This window comes from Cyclobacterium salsum, from assembly GCF_010119245.1.
Classification (GTDB): Bacteria; Bacteroidota; Bacteroidia; order Cytophagales; family Cyclobacteriaceae; genus Cyclobacterium; species Cyclobacterium salsum.
Genome location: NZ_WNKG01000006.1, coordinates 102,156 through 116,647, shown reverse-complemented (window position 1 = coordinate 116,647; position 14,492 = coordinate 102,156). Strand labels below are relative to the sequence as shown.

Sequence of the window (14,492 nt, the reverse complement as noted above, 5' to 3'; positions counted from 1 at the left end):
GGATGAACGATTATCGGAACCAGATTTGATTATTATAAACATGACTTTTCTTTATTGCCAGGAAATACCTATTTTAAAATTGGTTTTTGCAGGTTATTTATTAAATTGTTTCATTCATCAACAAAATAAACAATATAACCTATGGAAAAGTATCTTGGAAAATTTGCTCCCCAACTGTATGCTATTTTAAGAATCGTGGCAGGATTTAGTTTTGCCATGCATGGATCCCAAAAACTAATCGGTTGGCCGGGAGGGGATGAACCCAAAGAATTATTCTCCATGATGGGATTTGCCGGTGTGGTGGAATTGGTGGGGGGAATTCTCATCATGATTGGGCTGATTGGTAGTATTGCCGCGTTTATCTCCAGTGGACAGATGGCAGTCGCCTTTTTTATGGCGCATGCCCCCCAGGGATGGAATCCTTTACTTAACGGAGGCGAAAAAGCGGTATTGTATTGCTTCATTTTCCTTTACATCGCCGCTGTGGGATCCGGAATATGGAGTGTAGATGGAGAGAAAAACAAATCGTCCACATAAACCCAAATTGACATGTGTAAAAATCACGGAGTAGCTTATGTAAAACCCGGAGAAGTAGAGGTCCGGGAAATCGACTATCCAAAACTGGCCCTTGGCGACCGCAAATGTCACCATGGGGTCATCCTCAAAATTGTTTCCACCAATATTTGCGGCAGTGACCAGCACATGGTCCGGGGAAGGACCACCGCACCAGAAGGACTGATTCTCGGCCATGAAATCACCGGACTCGTCATCGAAGCAGGTAGAGATGTGGAATTCATCAAAGAAGGTGACCTGGTATCGGTGCCCTTCAACATTGCCTGCGGCCGTTGCCGCAACTGCAAGGAAGGAAAAACGGGCATCTGCCTGAACGTTAATCCCGCCCGACCGGGCGCTGCCTACGGGTACGTGGATATGGGCGGATGGGTAGGCGGCCAATCTGAGTATGTCATGGTGCCTTACGCTGATTTTAACCTGTTGAAGTTCCCTGACAAGGATCAGGCTATGGAAAAAATCAGAGACCTGACCTTGCTCTCCGATATTTTCCCGACGGGTTATCACGGAGCAGTGACTGCTGGCGTTGGCCCCGGATCCATTGTCTACGTAGCAGGCGCGGGGCCGGTAGGACTGGCCTGTGCGGCTTCCTGTCATTTGCTTGGAGCGGCCGTGGTAATTGTAGGCGACATGATTCCCGAACGCCTGGCCCAGGCCAAAAGTTTTGGTTGTGAAACCATTGACCTGAGAAATAAAACCCCGCTACCGGATGCCATTGCCGACATTGTAGGCGTACCCGAAGTGGACTGTGCCGTGGATTGCGTGGGATTCGAAGCCAAAGGCCATGGAGCGGATGCAGATAAGGAAGCACCTGCTACGGTACTCAATTCGGTAATGGATGTGACCCGTGCCGGTGGCGGTATCGGTATTCCAGGCTTATATGTGACAGGCGATCCCGGAGCGGTCGATGAGGCGGCCAAAAAAGGAAGCCTGAGCATCCGCTTGGGATTGGGCTGGGCAAAGTCCCATAGCTTTCATACCGGACAGTGCCCCGTGATGAAATACCACCGGCAACTGATGCAGGCCATTTTGTACGACAAGGTGCAGATTGCCAAAGCAGTGAATGTACAAATTATATCGCTGAAGGAATCTGTCCAGGGATATAAGGATTTTGACGGGGGAGCGGCCAAAAAATTTGTGATCGATCCCCATGGGCTGATCCCAAATTGATCCAATCGCCTACCGGGCGGCATTGCGCCTGGTAGGTTTTTTTTTAAAGAAACAGAATAGCCGCAATCCAGGTGATTTTTTCGATCCGGGTTTTTAAACCCAACCAAATAGCCGCTCACACCCATGCGCTGTGCTTTCCGTTAAATTGTAACCAAATTGCTTTACTTTAGCACGAAAACCGACTAATAGGAAATTATGAAAATACGATTACTCCTAACCAGCCTGCCGCTAGTTGCGCTCACTTTTTTTGCTTGCGAAAATCCGGAGGCAAAAAATGAAAAACTCAACGTGCTGTTTATTGCGGTAGACGATTTACGCCCGGAACTGGGTTGTTACGGCGTTGATTACGTCCATACACCGAACATCGACCAATTGGCCTCGGAAGGACGGACTTTTTTCAATCACTTTGTCCATGCGGCCGCATGCGGGCCATCCCGGTCCACCCTGCTTTCGGGCACGCGGACCACCGACTGGGACATTTTCAAAACCATCCGGGAATCCGGAACGAAACCGACCGGAATTTTTTCCCTGCCCCAACTCTTTAAAGAAAACGGGTGCCGTACCGTAGGTATCGGTAAGATTTCCCACCAGCCCGGTGGGGTGATGGATTCACTACAAACCCTGCACGAGGTTCCTTATAGTTGGGATGAATCCTATGCGCCGGTGGGAGAATGGAGGGAACCTTGGAGTGCCTTTTTCTCCTACGCCGGAGGGAAAGCGCGAACAAGCTATTACGACCGGCCAACCAACCGCAGCCTGCCCCCCTTTGAAGCTGCGCCGGTGGACGATGAGGGCTACGCGGATGGGCACAACGCCGCAGCAGCCATCCAACAATTGCGGAACCTCAAAGACTCCACGTTTTTTCTGGCTGTGGGATTCTACAAACCCCACCTCCCCTTTAATGCTCCCAAACACTACTGGGACTTGTACGATCCCGAAAGCATCCCCGCTTCCGACTACCAGGGCATGCCGGAAAATGTTACCTCCGACCTAAGCCTTCACTACGGCCGCAGCAGCTACGAACCCCGGGGAACCTACACCTGGCCGGGCGATACCCTGGGCTGGAAGATCACACCGGAACGGGAAAAAATCCTCAAACACGGCTACCTGGCAGCGGTTAGCTATGTCGATGCGCAAATAGGTAAAGTCTTAGATGAGTTGACACGGCTGGGACTGGATGAAAACACCATTGTGGTTTTGTGGGGGGATCATGGCTGGCACCTGGGGGATTACGGCATCTGGGGCAAGCATACCAATTTCGATATCGCCCTCAATAGCCCGCTTATTGTCCGGCAGCCCGGGATGACTCAACCCGGTGTGGCAGCTCATGGGCTGGTGGAGACCGTGGATATATTCCCTACACTTGCCGATTTGTGCGGAATTCCGACCCCTGTGCATCTGGAGGGAAAAAGCTTCAAATCCGCTATAAAAAACCCGGAGGCCCCACTCAAGGAGTACGTGGTTGGAGAGCGAGATGCCTGGGGGGTGCTTGGAAAAACGGTTCGCACCCGGGATCACCGATTGATGGTATGGATCGACAAAGCGAGCGGAGATACCCTGGGAATCAATCTGTTTGACAATCAAGAGAAACCGCTACCCCATCAAAATATCCGGGAAAGTCACCCCCATATTGTCAGCGACCTGGAAAAAAAACTAACGGCCATCGACCAGGAAAAATCGGACTTATTCTCCGGGCTATAAACGGGTCGGGATTCAATCCAACAGGGAAGGGTCACCCAATTTCCCCATAAAAAGGATGGCCCCACTGTGGTTTTCCTGAATGAAAAACACGAACGGTTTATCCAGCTTATACTCTGAAAAAGAGGGTCCTCCGCCGGCACTTGTTTCTCTAATTTCTACAATGGTAGCTGCTGCCGCTTCACTTCCTTTTTCATCCACTTCAATCAGCGCCTCGTGGATTACCCGGCTTATTTCCAAGGGACCGGTAGTATTGGCAAACAGACGGGTAAAATTACCTGGATGACTTTCAAAAGGAAGTGTAAGCCCCATGCTTATCAAATCTTCTTTGAGATTAGCCACTTTATAGCGCATTTTAAATTTCGGCATGTGCAGCAGAAAATTCATTTCCCTGGCCTCTTCCCGGAACTGCCCCAACGATTCCAGATCCAGCCCTTCCAGCTTTTCTTGCAACCCTTCATCCGTTGTCAAAATCCCCAGGCTATACTGCCCGGTGCTGTAGGGGATTTCCAGGTAATCCATCCCATTTCTCCTCCGGAATTTTAGGGTAGTGGCCTCCGCTAATTGCATCATATCGACCTGCACCTCAGACCCATCGGAGGTGGTGAAAGGAGCTTTTTTGGTTTGCTTCTCATCGAATCGGTACTTCCAGTCTGCCTTAAAGTAGATGGCATTGACCAGGTACATGACCGCACTGGCCGGAACCTGATCCAACATATCCCTGATCAGTCCTTCCGTATTCGTTTCAATCCACTGATTGATGATGTCGGCTGCCTGAGGATTGGACATGTCCAGGGAAGCCAATTCGGCATCATAAGCTTCACGGAGCCTACTGCCAAAACCTTCATCAAGGGTATAGCCTTGCTTGTACCAAATGGCATTGGCTATGGATAAACGGACCTTTGGATCCAATTCCATCAAAAACCGGGTAAGGGTACCGGCCGCCTCATTTGCCTCTTCTATGTCCATCCCCTCAAAATGGAGAACTTGTCTGAATTGCTCCAAAGTCTCTCCCTCATTCCCGTTCATCGCCATGGCAAGTGCCAGGTGAATGCTGAAAGGACTGAAAAATTGGTTGGGTCCTTCCTGGATTTGTAGCTGCTGAAAGAGGTCCATTGCAAAAGCAGAGCTGCTGTTTACCAGAGAATTCTCTGCCAGTTGAAGGGTCCGAATCCTGGGTTCCAGTGGTTCATCTTCCCCGGTCAAACTGTTACAGGACCAAAAAAACCAGCAAAATGAAGCGAAAAGAAAGCAGTAATTTTTCATGGTAACATCGGGTTTTGGTTATTCCCGAGACGCAAAACGAACCTCATGTGCTACAATGCTTACCGGAAAAAGTAACGTTCATGGTCATTTTTTTCCCTGGAAGGTATAAATGGGCTGCCGGAATCAGGAAGGCAAAATTCATTTGAAAGGCCTACTTTTCCCCAGACTCCAAAGGCTTCACGGTTAATTCGATGGATTTATTCATCAGTTTTTCAGCCATCCATCTTAAAAATAACCAGACCAAAAAAAATCCTACTGCATCAGCCAACCCGTTGAGCATGATAAAATCAAGCTGCTCATGCCAATCCAGGTGGCGTTGGTGGAGAAACCAATCGTAAATCCCTGTACCCAAAGAAAAGAGGACCAAAACCCAAAGGATAGTACTGATAGCTGACCAATAAGGTAACTTTCCGGTATTAAATTTAAAATGCATCATTTTGTCATCCACTTAGTTAGATACAAAATAAAGCATGCCCATTCACTCCTGCATTGACCTATGTTAAGTTTAGAAAATAACTTTTTACCGGCCTTGATTGATTCAGGCCTTCTTTAAAAAAAATATCAGGCCAACTTTATGATCTCAGCATTTAAGTTAATCCTGGATTTAATTCAGCAGGGAAGGATCACCCAGTTTTCCCATAAAAAGAATGGCGCCGCTGTGCTTATCCTGGATTAAGAAAACAATTGGCACAAGTCAGATGGCGTTATCTGTTCATCATCAGCCGGATTTGGTTTCTTTGTCCATATGTAGAAAATCAGGAAAATGTGACAAGTCCGACCCTATTTTTTATGATTTTAATACAGCAATGAGGCCTATCGGGTATTGCCTTTCAAGTAGGAATTTGATCAGCCATAATTTTTTTTACAGAAAAAACCAATTATCTAATCTATTCGTATAGTTTATAATATAACGCTATCCCCTAAACCATTGGAAAACATGAACGTACGGCTATTCTTATTCGTCCTCCTCTCCATTTCCTTTACCATTCAGAAAGGGAATGCGCAGCAATTAATGGGTGGCATCCATCTGAAATCAGGTATTCCCACCGGAACATTCGACAGGGAGTCAGGGATAAGTGTTATACCGGAATGGAGTGCCAGCGGCTTGCATCGCATAAAAAGCACTCCACTTTTCATTGGTGCAGAACTAGGGTATGGGCGCTATGGAACGGCAGTGATCAAAAGAAGGGATATTTTCCCTGGCGTAAACCAACGATTCCGCATCCGAAGAAACAACAATTATGTCAACCTCATGGGAGTAATCAGGTTGATGCCGGATTTGAATTGGAAATTCCGTCCCTTTTTGGAAGGGCAGGTTGGAGGAATGCATACGTTTACCCGGTCACGCATCCGGGAAAACAGGTTGGCCGATCCCATAACCTCGGGGACGGAGCATTACGATTGGGCCATGATGATGCAGGCAGGTGCTGGGGTCATGGTTGCGTTGAATTCCAGCAGGGATACGTTTCTGGAGCTAAAAGTGAATTATGTGAATTCGGGGGAAATAAATTACCTAACCAGAGACAGTGCTACGTATACTGAGCAGGGAGATTTAATGCTCGCTCCTATTAGGTCAGGGTTCTCGCTTATTCAGCCTTCTCTGGCATTGAGATTCCAATTTAACTGAATTCACGCACAGGCACCTATTGGCAGTGCCGGGTTTACTGTAATCCGGGAATTAGAATAGAAGGCTTCCCTTCTTTTCACCGCATTACATTTGCATTTTTGAGGATTTTTTAGAAGATTATACGAAATTTACCCAAATAACCCATGCAACGAAGACAGTTTTTAAAACTGGGTTCCCTTGGGACCATGGCCACCTTGTCTGGCCTTCCCTTTGTATCCCAGGCCCGCTCTGATTTTAAAATCAAAAAAATCCGCTACTACGCCGCCCCCGGTTACAACAAACCGTTATTTAATCAGGCAAGAGGCATCGTGGAAGTAGAAACCGACTCCGGCCTGATAGGTATTGGGGAAGGCGGTACTCCTGATATGGTACGGCAATGTGCAGAAATGCTGATCGGGGAGGACCCTTTCCGCATCGAACACCTCTGGCAATACCTGTACCGGGGCATGTTTTATCCGCCCGGAAAAGAAAAACTTCATGGGCTGGGTGCCATTGAAATGGCCCTATGGGACTTGAAAGGTAAGGCCTTGGATGTTCCTGTCTACGAACTACTGGGCGGAAAAACCCGAAATTACGTGGAATGTTATGCTACGGGTTTTCGAAGATCCAATGCCCCTACCATGGAAGGAAGAGCACAGGACTGCCTGGAGGCCGGACTGAGGTGCTACCGCATCGGGCCTACCGGAGGCAATGGAGAACTGCCCTTTGATTTCTACGAACACAGCAAAAAGACCATCGCCCTCTGTGAGCAACTGGACAAGGCAGTCGGAGGCAACGGCAACTGGGCGGTGGACCTGCACACCCGGTTTGATACCCCGGAAGCCATCAAAATCTGCGATGCCCTGGAAGAATTGGAGCCCTATTTTGTGGAAGACATCATCCGATCGGAGAACCCGGAAGTGTACCGGACCATCCGTAACATGACCAAAGTGCCCATTGCAGTGGGTGAACAATTTGGCGACCGCTGGGACAGCAATGTACTGATGGAAAACCACCTGATCGATTACAGCCGGGTGACGCTTCCCAATACCGGTGGCATTTCGGAGCTGAAAAAAATCATCGCCATCGGCGAAACCCATTACGTGGGTATCATCCCCCACTTTACCGGCCCCCTTTCCACGGCGGCGCTGGTGCATGTGCTGGGCTCCTCCAGTCCAACGCGCTGCATGATCGAACTGGCTGGCGGAGAACCGGAAAAAGCCGCTTATTTTAATGAAGATTTCATAGATTTCAGAGAAGGAAAAGTGCACCTCAATGACCGACCCGGATTGGGGGTCACTTTTGATCCGGAAAAAGCCGATTTCCTGTTTGAGGTTAGCAAAAATACCGAATTTACTCATCCTTATTTAAAGAGTCCGGACGGAGCCATTCATAACTGGTAAATATCGCGTGCACTGAACCAAACATTTCCCAACCCTATGAAACACCCACTAAACAAAACCAGTAGCAAAAATCCCAACTCCGTGTCCCGGCGGACAGCTATACAGTCGGTGCTGGGGCTGGCCGGTACCGGCCTGATGCTTCCCCTATCCTCCTATGCGCGGCAGCCCGATCCACAGAACCTGCGAAAAAATGAGGTAAGGATCACCAAACTGGAAACCTTTCTGGTCAAACCCCGGTGGATATTCCTGAAAATCCATACGGATGCGGGCGTTACCGGACTAGGTGAACCTTTGCTGGAAGGACGGGCCCTGACCATTCAGACGGCCATCAAGGAAATTGAACCCTACCTGATTGGGAAAGACCCCCGCCGGGTGGTACATCATTGGCAGGCCATCTACCGGCATGCCTTTTACCGGGGTGGTCCGATCCTGACCTCTGCATTGAGCGGCATCGACCAGGCCCTTTGGGATATCAAGGGTAAATTGCTGGGGATCCCCGTTTACGAACTATTCGGTGGCCCAACCCGGGACCGGGTGCGGATTTACGGTCGGGCCAGCAATGCCAAAGAAATGAAGAAACGCAAGGCCGAAGGCTACACGGTCATCAAAACCGGGGTAGCCAAAAAACAGCCCGCCCGGATGGTGGAAAACCCGGCGTTTATTGACCATGCCGTGGATAATTTTGCCGCACTCAGGGAAGCGGGTGGACCGGAAATGGACATTGGCATTGATTTTCACGGGGCCATTTCTCCGCAGACCGCCAAAGTATTGATCAAGGCCCTGGAACCGTACCAACCCATGTTTATCGAAGAGCCCTGCCAGGCCCAAAATGTAGATGTATTGGTGGACATTGCCCAAAGCACGCATTTACCCATTGCCACCGGCGAACGAATCTTTACCAAATGGGGCTTCCGGGAATTGTTGGAAAAAGGGGCTGCCGGCATTTTACAGCCGGACCTCTGTCATGCAGGGGGGCTTACGGAAGGCAGGTTAATTGCGGGAATGGCAGAAGCCTATTATGCAGCTATCGCCCCGCACAATCCCATGGGCCCCATTTCCCTGGCCTCCGGGATTCAATTGGCCGCCAGTATTCCCAACTTTCTGGTTCAAGAGCAGGTTTCCTTGGGCGAAGGATACCTGAAAGAACCGTTTCAACTTGAATCCGACGGCACGGTTTTGCTTCCCCAGGGACCGGGACTGGGCATAGCCTTGGACGAAGATGCACTGGCGGATAAAATCGGACACAACTGGACCAATCCCGAAACCTACGATCCGAGAGACGGATCCGTGGTGGACTGGTGAAATTAATCGCTGCAAACTTAGCATTTTACTCTATTTGAATAAACCCATCAACAACATGTTTCAGACAAACACTACCCGAAGAAAATTACTCAAAGGACTGGGCCTGGGTGCTGCCGCTGGATTACTAGGCATGCCTCCGAAAGCGAATGCCCGGACAGACAGCGAAAGACCGGCTTCTCTAAATGGTCTTCCGCCCTTAAAAATCACCAATGTACGCGCCATCGGTACGGCTCCCAGCGGCTCTAATCTGATTGTGGTAAAGGTAGAAACCTCCGAACCCGGCCTGTATGGATTGGGTTGCGCCACCTTTACGCAGCGGGCCTTTGCTGTCATTACAGCGATTGAAAAATACCTGCAGGATTTCTGCGTGGGCAAGGATGTAGACAATATTGAAGACATGTGGCAATCCGCCTTTGTCAGTTCCTACTGGCGCAACGGCCCCGTCCTGAACAACGCCATCAGCGGTCTGGACCAGGCCCTTTGGGACATCAAAGGCAAGCGGGCCAATATGCCTGTTTACCAACTATTAGGTGGGAAATCTCGTTTCGCAGTTCCCTGCTATACCCATGCCAGTGGCAATACCCCGGAAGCTGCTGCCGACCAGGTATCCGGTTACATGGAGGAGGGATACCGCTATGTACGCATTCAGCAAGGAGGCTATGGTGGAACCGGCCTTACCGGAGAGCCGGATTTCAAAAAACAAAGTTATGGGCGGGAAAGCGACCAGTACATGGATCAGGGCAAATACATTCGAGATGTACCGAAGCTTTTTGAGACCGTGCGCCGGCAATGTGGTGAAGAAGTAGAATTGCTGCACGATATCCACGAGCGACTGGAGCCCATGGATGCCATACGGGTGGTCAAAAGTACCGAACCCTACCATCCCTTTTTTATCGAGGACCCCTTTTCTCCGGAGCAGATGGAGTGGTTTGAAGCCCTTCGCGAAGCTACGACGGTTCCGCTAGCCATGGGCGAACTCTTTAACAATATCAACGAATTTAAGGAGCCCATTACCAACCGGATGTTTGATTATATCCGGATCCACATTTCCCAAATCGGAGGCATCAGTCCGGCCATGAAAGTAGCGCGTCTGGGAGAATTTTACGGAGTAAAAACTGCCTGGCATGGCCCGGGGGATGTATCGCCCGTAGGGCATGCCGCCAATGCACACATTGACCTGGCGGTATGGAATTTTGGCATTCAGGAAGCGGCGCGTATTTCCGACCTTTCCCGGGAAATCTTCCCTGGTTCACCGACCATGAAAGACGGCTACATGTGGGTAAACGAAGCTCCGGGACTGGGTGTGGACATCAACGAGGACCTGGCCAAAAAGTACCCCATGCATACCCGCTCCAACTGGACGGTAAGGAAGTTTGACGGGACGATTATACGGCCTTAGATTGAGGGGAGATTGGCCTTCGACAGGCTCGGGCGTCAGATTGAGGGGAGATTGAAAGGGAGATTGGGCCTTGTTCGGTGCCGGGTTGAGGGGATTGCCTTCGACAGGCTCAGGTGTCAGATTGATGGGAGATTGAGGGGAGATTGGCCTATTTTTCAATCTTGTTCAATCTATTTTCTTCAATCTATTTCAATCTCTTTTCTCCAATCTTTATCAATCTATTTCAATCTATTTTCTTCAATCTTAAATCCGATTAGGATGGAAAACAGCAATTGGGTCAACTACAAAATCCTTTCAAATTTGGTTGAAAATTTCGAATTGTCGGCTAACTTGCAGGGGTTCTTCGCTGCAGTAACCCTATAAATCTATGTCTTCCTCAAACATTCACCTGAACCCCATCAAACTGGATATTCAGCTTGAAAACATGCCTCATGGGGTGTACAGAAAACTATTGGTTCCCGATTACATCAACATGATGCAACTTCACGGCATCCTTCAAATTGCAATGGGCTGGACATTTAGTCACCTTTTTCAATTTGTAGACACCCGGCAGCGACCGAAACTTATTGCCAGCTTCGGAGAAATCGATGGTTTTGAGGAACTGCCCCCGAATGAGTTTGAGGCCCACAGGATTCTTCTTAAAAGAGATTTCATGGAAATGCTGGGAAGAAAAAACCTTTGGTACTGGTATGATTTTGGGGATGATTGGTGGCATAAGATCAGCCTTTTTAAACCTACCAAACAGGAGCTTCTGCATTTTGAGGGATTTCCCGTTTGCCTGGATGCCTTTGGTAAGTGTCCTCCGGAAGATGTAGGCGGGCCCTGGGGTTATCAGGAATTTTGTGATGCCATTGACAATAAAAAACATCCGGAATACCGTTCCTACCGGGAGTGGCTGGGACTGGACATGAAAACGCCCTATGAAGTGGAAAAGGTGTCTATCTCTCCGATAAACGAAACATTAAAGGCCTATTTCCATTCCAGTGAATGGAGTCGGGATACCCGCCAATCGTTTGAGGAGGGATGGATGGAATTTTTATGAAAGGATAGCCCTATTACTGAAAATAGCTACGGATACACCCGGTATTCAGCAGGAGGCAGCAGACCTGGCAACAAAGATCTATTCCACTTACTCCAGATTAACTGCGCTCAGGGCTGAATTAAGGTCCGCCGGTTTAATCAGCGTTTAGGAAATCTTCGGACTTTACAACATGTTATTTCCTTCGTAAAAGGATGGCGACCTGATTTAAGACAAAAAGGTTGTAACAAATCAATTTGATAGCGCCTACAAAACAAAATAACCTATCGTATATAGTCTTCGTGAATTCCAATAGTGTATCATCCCAATATTTCCTATTCCCTTTCCTATCATGATGCGGATATTGGTAGTATTGGGGAAAGCTTTTTTATAAATCAGCTATCCGTACATCATCCTAATGAGTATTCCACTGCCGGTGATTTCAGGATAGGTAAGCAACTATTTGAAATCGGCGGAAAGTCTAAAACTCAAAAACAAATTAGCTAAGAACAAAATGCCTATATTGTAGCAGATAGTATTGAAATTGGCCACAAAAATAAAATTCCCTTGTGGTTATTCTGATTTCTATATTGAGCCATGAACATCACCGGTACCCATATTGCCTACCTGCACACCTGTCAGCGCAAACTCTGGCTATTTGCAACCCTAAGGCCTGCCCTTGCACTCTTTCTTCCCAAACCGTAGTTTTACCTCATGCAAACCCGTCCCTACACTTACCTGTTTCGGATACAGTATCTGGGCCTGCGCTACCATGGCTGGCAGGTCCAAAAAGGAGTGAAAACCATACAGGGCACCCTGCACCGAAGGTTCCGCTACCTGCTTGGCCATGAAGATTTCACGCTGCTGGGAGCCAGCCGAACGGATAGTGGCGTTTCTTGCCTTAATGGAGCCTTTGAGCTTTTTTTAAAACATCCACTCGACACAGCTTCCTTCCTGTTCCATGCCAATGAAAACCTACCTCCGGATATTCGGCTGCTGAGTTGCCAGCCTGTACCTGCTTCTTTCAACATCATTCAGGATGTGTGTCGCAAACAGTACGGTTACTTTTTTTCGGTCGGCGAAAAACCCCATCCCTTTCTGACCGGAACCCTGGCCTACGCGGGCAAAAACCCGAACTTGCCCCTAATGGAACAAGGGGCGTCGCTTTTTCAGGGCCAACATGATTTTCGCCGCTTTTGCAGCCCCGGGAAAAATACCGAAAATTTTATCCGGCAAATCGATTACGCCGCTATCCATCCTGTAAAGGAGGATTTACCCTGGCTTCCAACAGAAAACACCTGGGTATTTAGGGTAAAAGGAGCGGGTTTTCTGATGCATCAGGTGAGAAGAATGGCAGCATCCCTTTTTATGCTTGGCAACGGTGAACTTAGCCTGGATAGGCTTGAAAAAGCCTTGCAAAGTACTGAAAAAAGTCCCTTATGCCCAAAACCACCTGCCGTAGGACTGGTACTGGAGGAGGTGACTTTCAGAACCGAAAGCCTGGACATTTCTTAAATTCTCAGCGGTATTAGGCGAATTCATGACCTCAACGCACATATACCCAATAAATCAGCGAATAGGCAGCAATCCACAGCAGTAGTATTGCAAGCAAATTCAATACAATGCCTACTTTCATCATTTCCCGCATGCCAATATACCCGCTACTAAACAGAATGGCGTTGGGAGGAGTGGAAATGGGAAGCATAAAGGCAAAACTACTTGCCATGGTCACCGGTATCGCAAATAACAATACCTCCTCCCCCAACCCATTAGCAATCCCCATGACCACCGGAAGGAAGATGGTTACCAGTGCTACATTACTCATCACTTCGGTTAGAAACAAGGAAACGGCTGTGAGGGCCAGTACCAGTACCGCGACGGAAAACCATTGATTTTCGGAAATGTACCCACCAATTCCCTGAATGATCCCGGCAGCTTCCATGCCCTTAGCGAGCGACATCCCTCCTCCGAAAAGCAGTAAAATCCCCCAGGGAAGCTGCTGCATGCTCTTCCAATCCAGCAACCGCCTTCCTTGAAGGCGCGATGCCGGGATTAAAAACACCAACACGCCCCCTATCATCGCAATAATGGTATCGTTTAAAAAAGCATTTGGCAAAAGTTTGTTTAAAGGATTCCGGAGAATCCAAAGTAGTGCCGTCATCACCAGCACGCCCGCGGTCCGGATTTCGGCAGTGCTCACCGGCCCCAGCGCCTGCAACTGCTCCTGAATGACTTTCGCTGACCCGGCAATATGTCCCAGTTTATTGGGATAAGCCACTTTCACCAGTAGCACATACATCAGCAAGCCCATGATAAGACCGATCGGCAAACCAATCAGTAACCAGCGGCTGAAATCAATGGAAACCCCGTACAATTCCTGCATGTATCCTACCAATACCACATTGGGAGGAGTACCGATAATGGTGATCACTCCGCCAATATTGGCAGCATAGGCGATGCCCAACATCAGGGCAAAGGCAAAATTGGAAAAGCCCTTTTTCCCGGCCAGATCCGGATTGGTAGACTGAATTAACTGCAAAATGGACAGGGCAATGGGCAACATCATCACCGCAGTGGCCGTATTGCTAATCCACATGCTCAAAAACAGGGTTGCCAGGTAAAAACCCAGAATGATCCCATCCGGTCGGGTTCCGGTGAATTTGATCAAATTTAGTGCAATCCGCAGGTGCAATTGGTTGCGTTCCATAGCCAGGGCAATGATGAACCCTCCCATAAACAAATAAATGATCGGATTGGCATAGGGAGCGGTAGCTTCGCTCATTTCGAAAACGCCCATCAAGGGCAATAAAATCATGGGCAATAGGGCCGTAACAGGTATGGGTACCGCCTCTGTAACCCACCAACACAACATCCAAACTCCAAGCGCAATGACGCTTCCGCTGTCACCCAAGGTCCAGATCGCAGCATACTCCCCGACAAAAAATACAGCAAACAGAAAAGGTCCCAAAAAAAGACCGAAATTATTGGCAGCAGATACGCCACTGGCATTCCCTGATACATTCATCACTGGCACTTGGTGGTTGGAAAAGCACCAAAATA

The 14,492-nt window shown here is 48.7% G+C and carries 12 protein-coding genes; 9 read left to right on the top strand and 3 right to left on the bottom strand.

Features of this window, described 5'->3' with window-relative positions; all coding sequences use genetic code 11:
- Window positions 1-141: 141 nt before the first annotated feature.
- The 3 genes from GJS45_RS11820 (at window position 142) to GJS45_RS11810 (ending at window position 3,441) form a co-directional block, all read left to right on the top strand.
- Window positions 142-537: a DoxX family protein gene (locus GJS45_RS11820; RefSeq protein WP_162342052.1), complete on the top strand. Its 396-nt coding sequence runs from the start codon at window positions 142-144 to the stop codon at window positions 535-537.
- Window positions 538-549: 12 nt separating this feature from the next.
- Window positions 550-1,740: a formaldehyde dehydrogenase, glutathione-independent gene (gene fdhA / locus GJS45_RS11815; RefSeq protein ID WP_162342051.1), complete on the top strand. Its 1,191-nt coding sequence runs from the start codon at window positions 550-552 to the stop codon at window positions 1,738-1,740.
- A 195-nt stretch (window positions 1,741-1,935) separates the two neighbouring features.
- Window positions 1,936-3,441 carry a sulfatase gene (locus GJS45_RS11810; RefSeq protein WP_162342050.1) on the top strand — a complete coding sequence of 502 codons (1,506 nt, stop codon included), beginning with the start codon at window positions 1,936-1,938 and terminating at the stop codon, window positions 3,439-3,441.
- A 12-nt stretch (window positions 3,442-3,453) separates the two neighbouring features.
- On the opposite strand, the gene GJS45_RS11805 is transcribed toward GJS45_RS11810, so the two are convergent.
- Together GJS45_RS11805 and GJS45_RS11800 are read right to left on the bottom strand one after the other, a co-directional pair.
- Window positions 3,454-4,704, bottom strand: a complete 1,251-nt coding sequence (locus GJS45_RS11805; protein ID WP_162342049.1) for a serpin family protein — start codon at window positions 4,702-4,704, stop codon at window positions 3,454-3,456.
- Between the two features lie 151 nt (window positions 4,705-4,855).
- On the bottom strand, window positions 4,856-5,140 hold the full coding sequence (locus GJS45_RS11800; RefSeq protein ID WP_162342048.1) for a hypothetical protein: 285 nt from the start codon (window positions 5,138-5,140) through the stop codon (window positions 4,856-4,858).
- A 501-nt stretch (window positions 5,141-5,641) separates the two neighbouring features.
- Between GJS45_RS11800 and GJS45_RS11795 the strand changes: the two genes are divergently transcribed.
- The 6 genes from GJS45_RS11795 to truA all read left to right on the top strand — a co-directional run bounded on the left by GJS45_RS11795 (window position 5,642) and on the right by truA (window position 12,947).
- The gene (locus tag GJS45_RS11795; protein ID WP_235954728.1) at window positions 5,642-6,331 is read left to right on the top strand and encodes a hypothetical protein; all 690 of its coding nucleotides are present in this window, start codon (window positions 5,642-5,644) and stop codon (window positions 6,329-6,331) included.
- A gap of 143 nt (window positions 6,332-6,474) precedes the next feature.
- Complete coding sequence (locus tag GJS45_RS11790) at window positions 6,475-7,713, top strand: mandelate racemase/muconate lactonizing enzyme family protein (RefSeq protein WP_162342047.1); 1,239 nt, start codon at window positions 6,475-6,477, stop codon at window positions 7,711-7,713.
- 36 nt (window positions 7,714-7,749) lie between these two features.
- Window positions 7,750-9,015 (top strand): galactonate dehydratase, encoded by a 1,266-nt coding sequence (gene dgoD, locus GJS45_RS11785; RefSeq protein ID WP_162342046.1) that lies wholly within the window; start codon window positions 7,750-7,752, stop codon window positions 9,013-9,015.
- Between the two features lie 55 nt (window positions 9,016-9,070).
- On the top strand, window positions 9,071-10,414 hold the full coding sequence (locus tag GJS45_RS11780) for an enolase C-terminal domain-like protein (protein ID WP_162342045.1): 1,344 nt from the start codon (window positions 9,071-9,073) through the stop codon (window positions 10,412-10,414).
- Window positions 10,415-10,781: 367 nt separating this feature from the next.
- On the top strand, window positions 10,782-11,456 hold the full coding sequence (locus GJS45_RS11775) for a plasmid pRiA4b ORF-3 family protein (protein ID WP_162342044.1): 675 nt from the start codon (window positions 10,782-10,784) through the stop codon (window positions 11,454-11,456).
- Between the two features lie 690 nt (window positions 11,457-12,146).
- On the top strand, window positions 12,147-12,947 hold the full coding sequence (gene truA, locus GJS45_RS11770; RefSeq protein ID WP_162342043.1) for a tRNA pseudouridine(38-40) synthase TruA: 801 nt from the start codon (window positions 12,147-12,149) through the stop codon (window positions 12,945-12,947).
- A 31-nt stretch (window positions 12,948-12,978) separates the two neighbouring features.
- On the opposite strand, the gene GJS45_RS11765 is transcribed toward truA, so the two are convergent.
- On the bottom strand, window positions 12,979-14,457 hold the full coding sequence (locus tag GJS45_RS11765; RefSeq protein WP_162342042.1) for an SLC13 family permease: 1,479 nt from the start codon (window positions 14,455-14,457) through the stop codon (window positions 12,979-12,981).
- Window positions 14,458-14,492 lie beyond the last annotated feature (35 nt).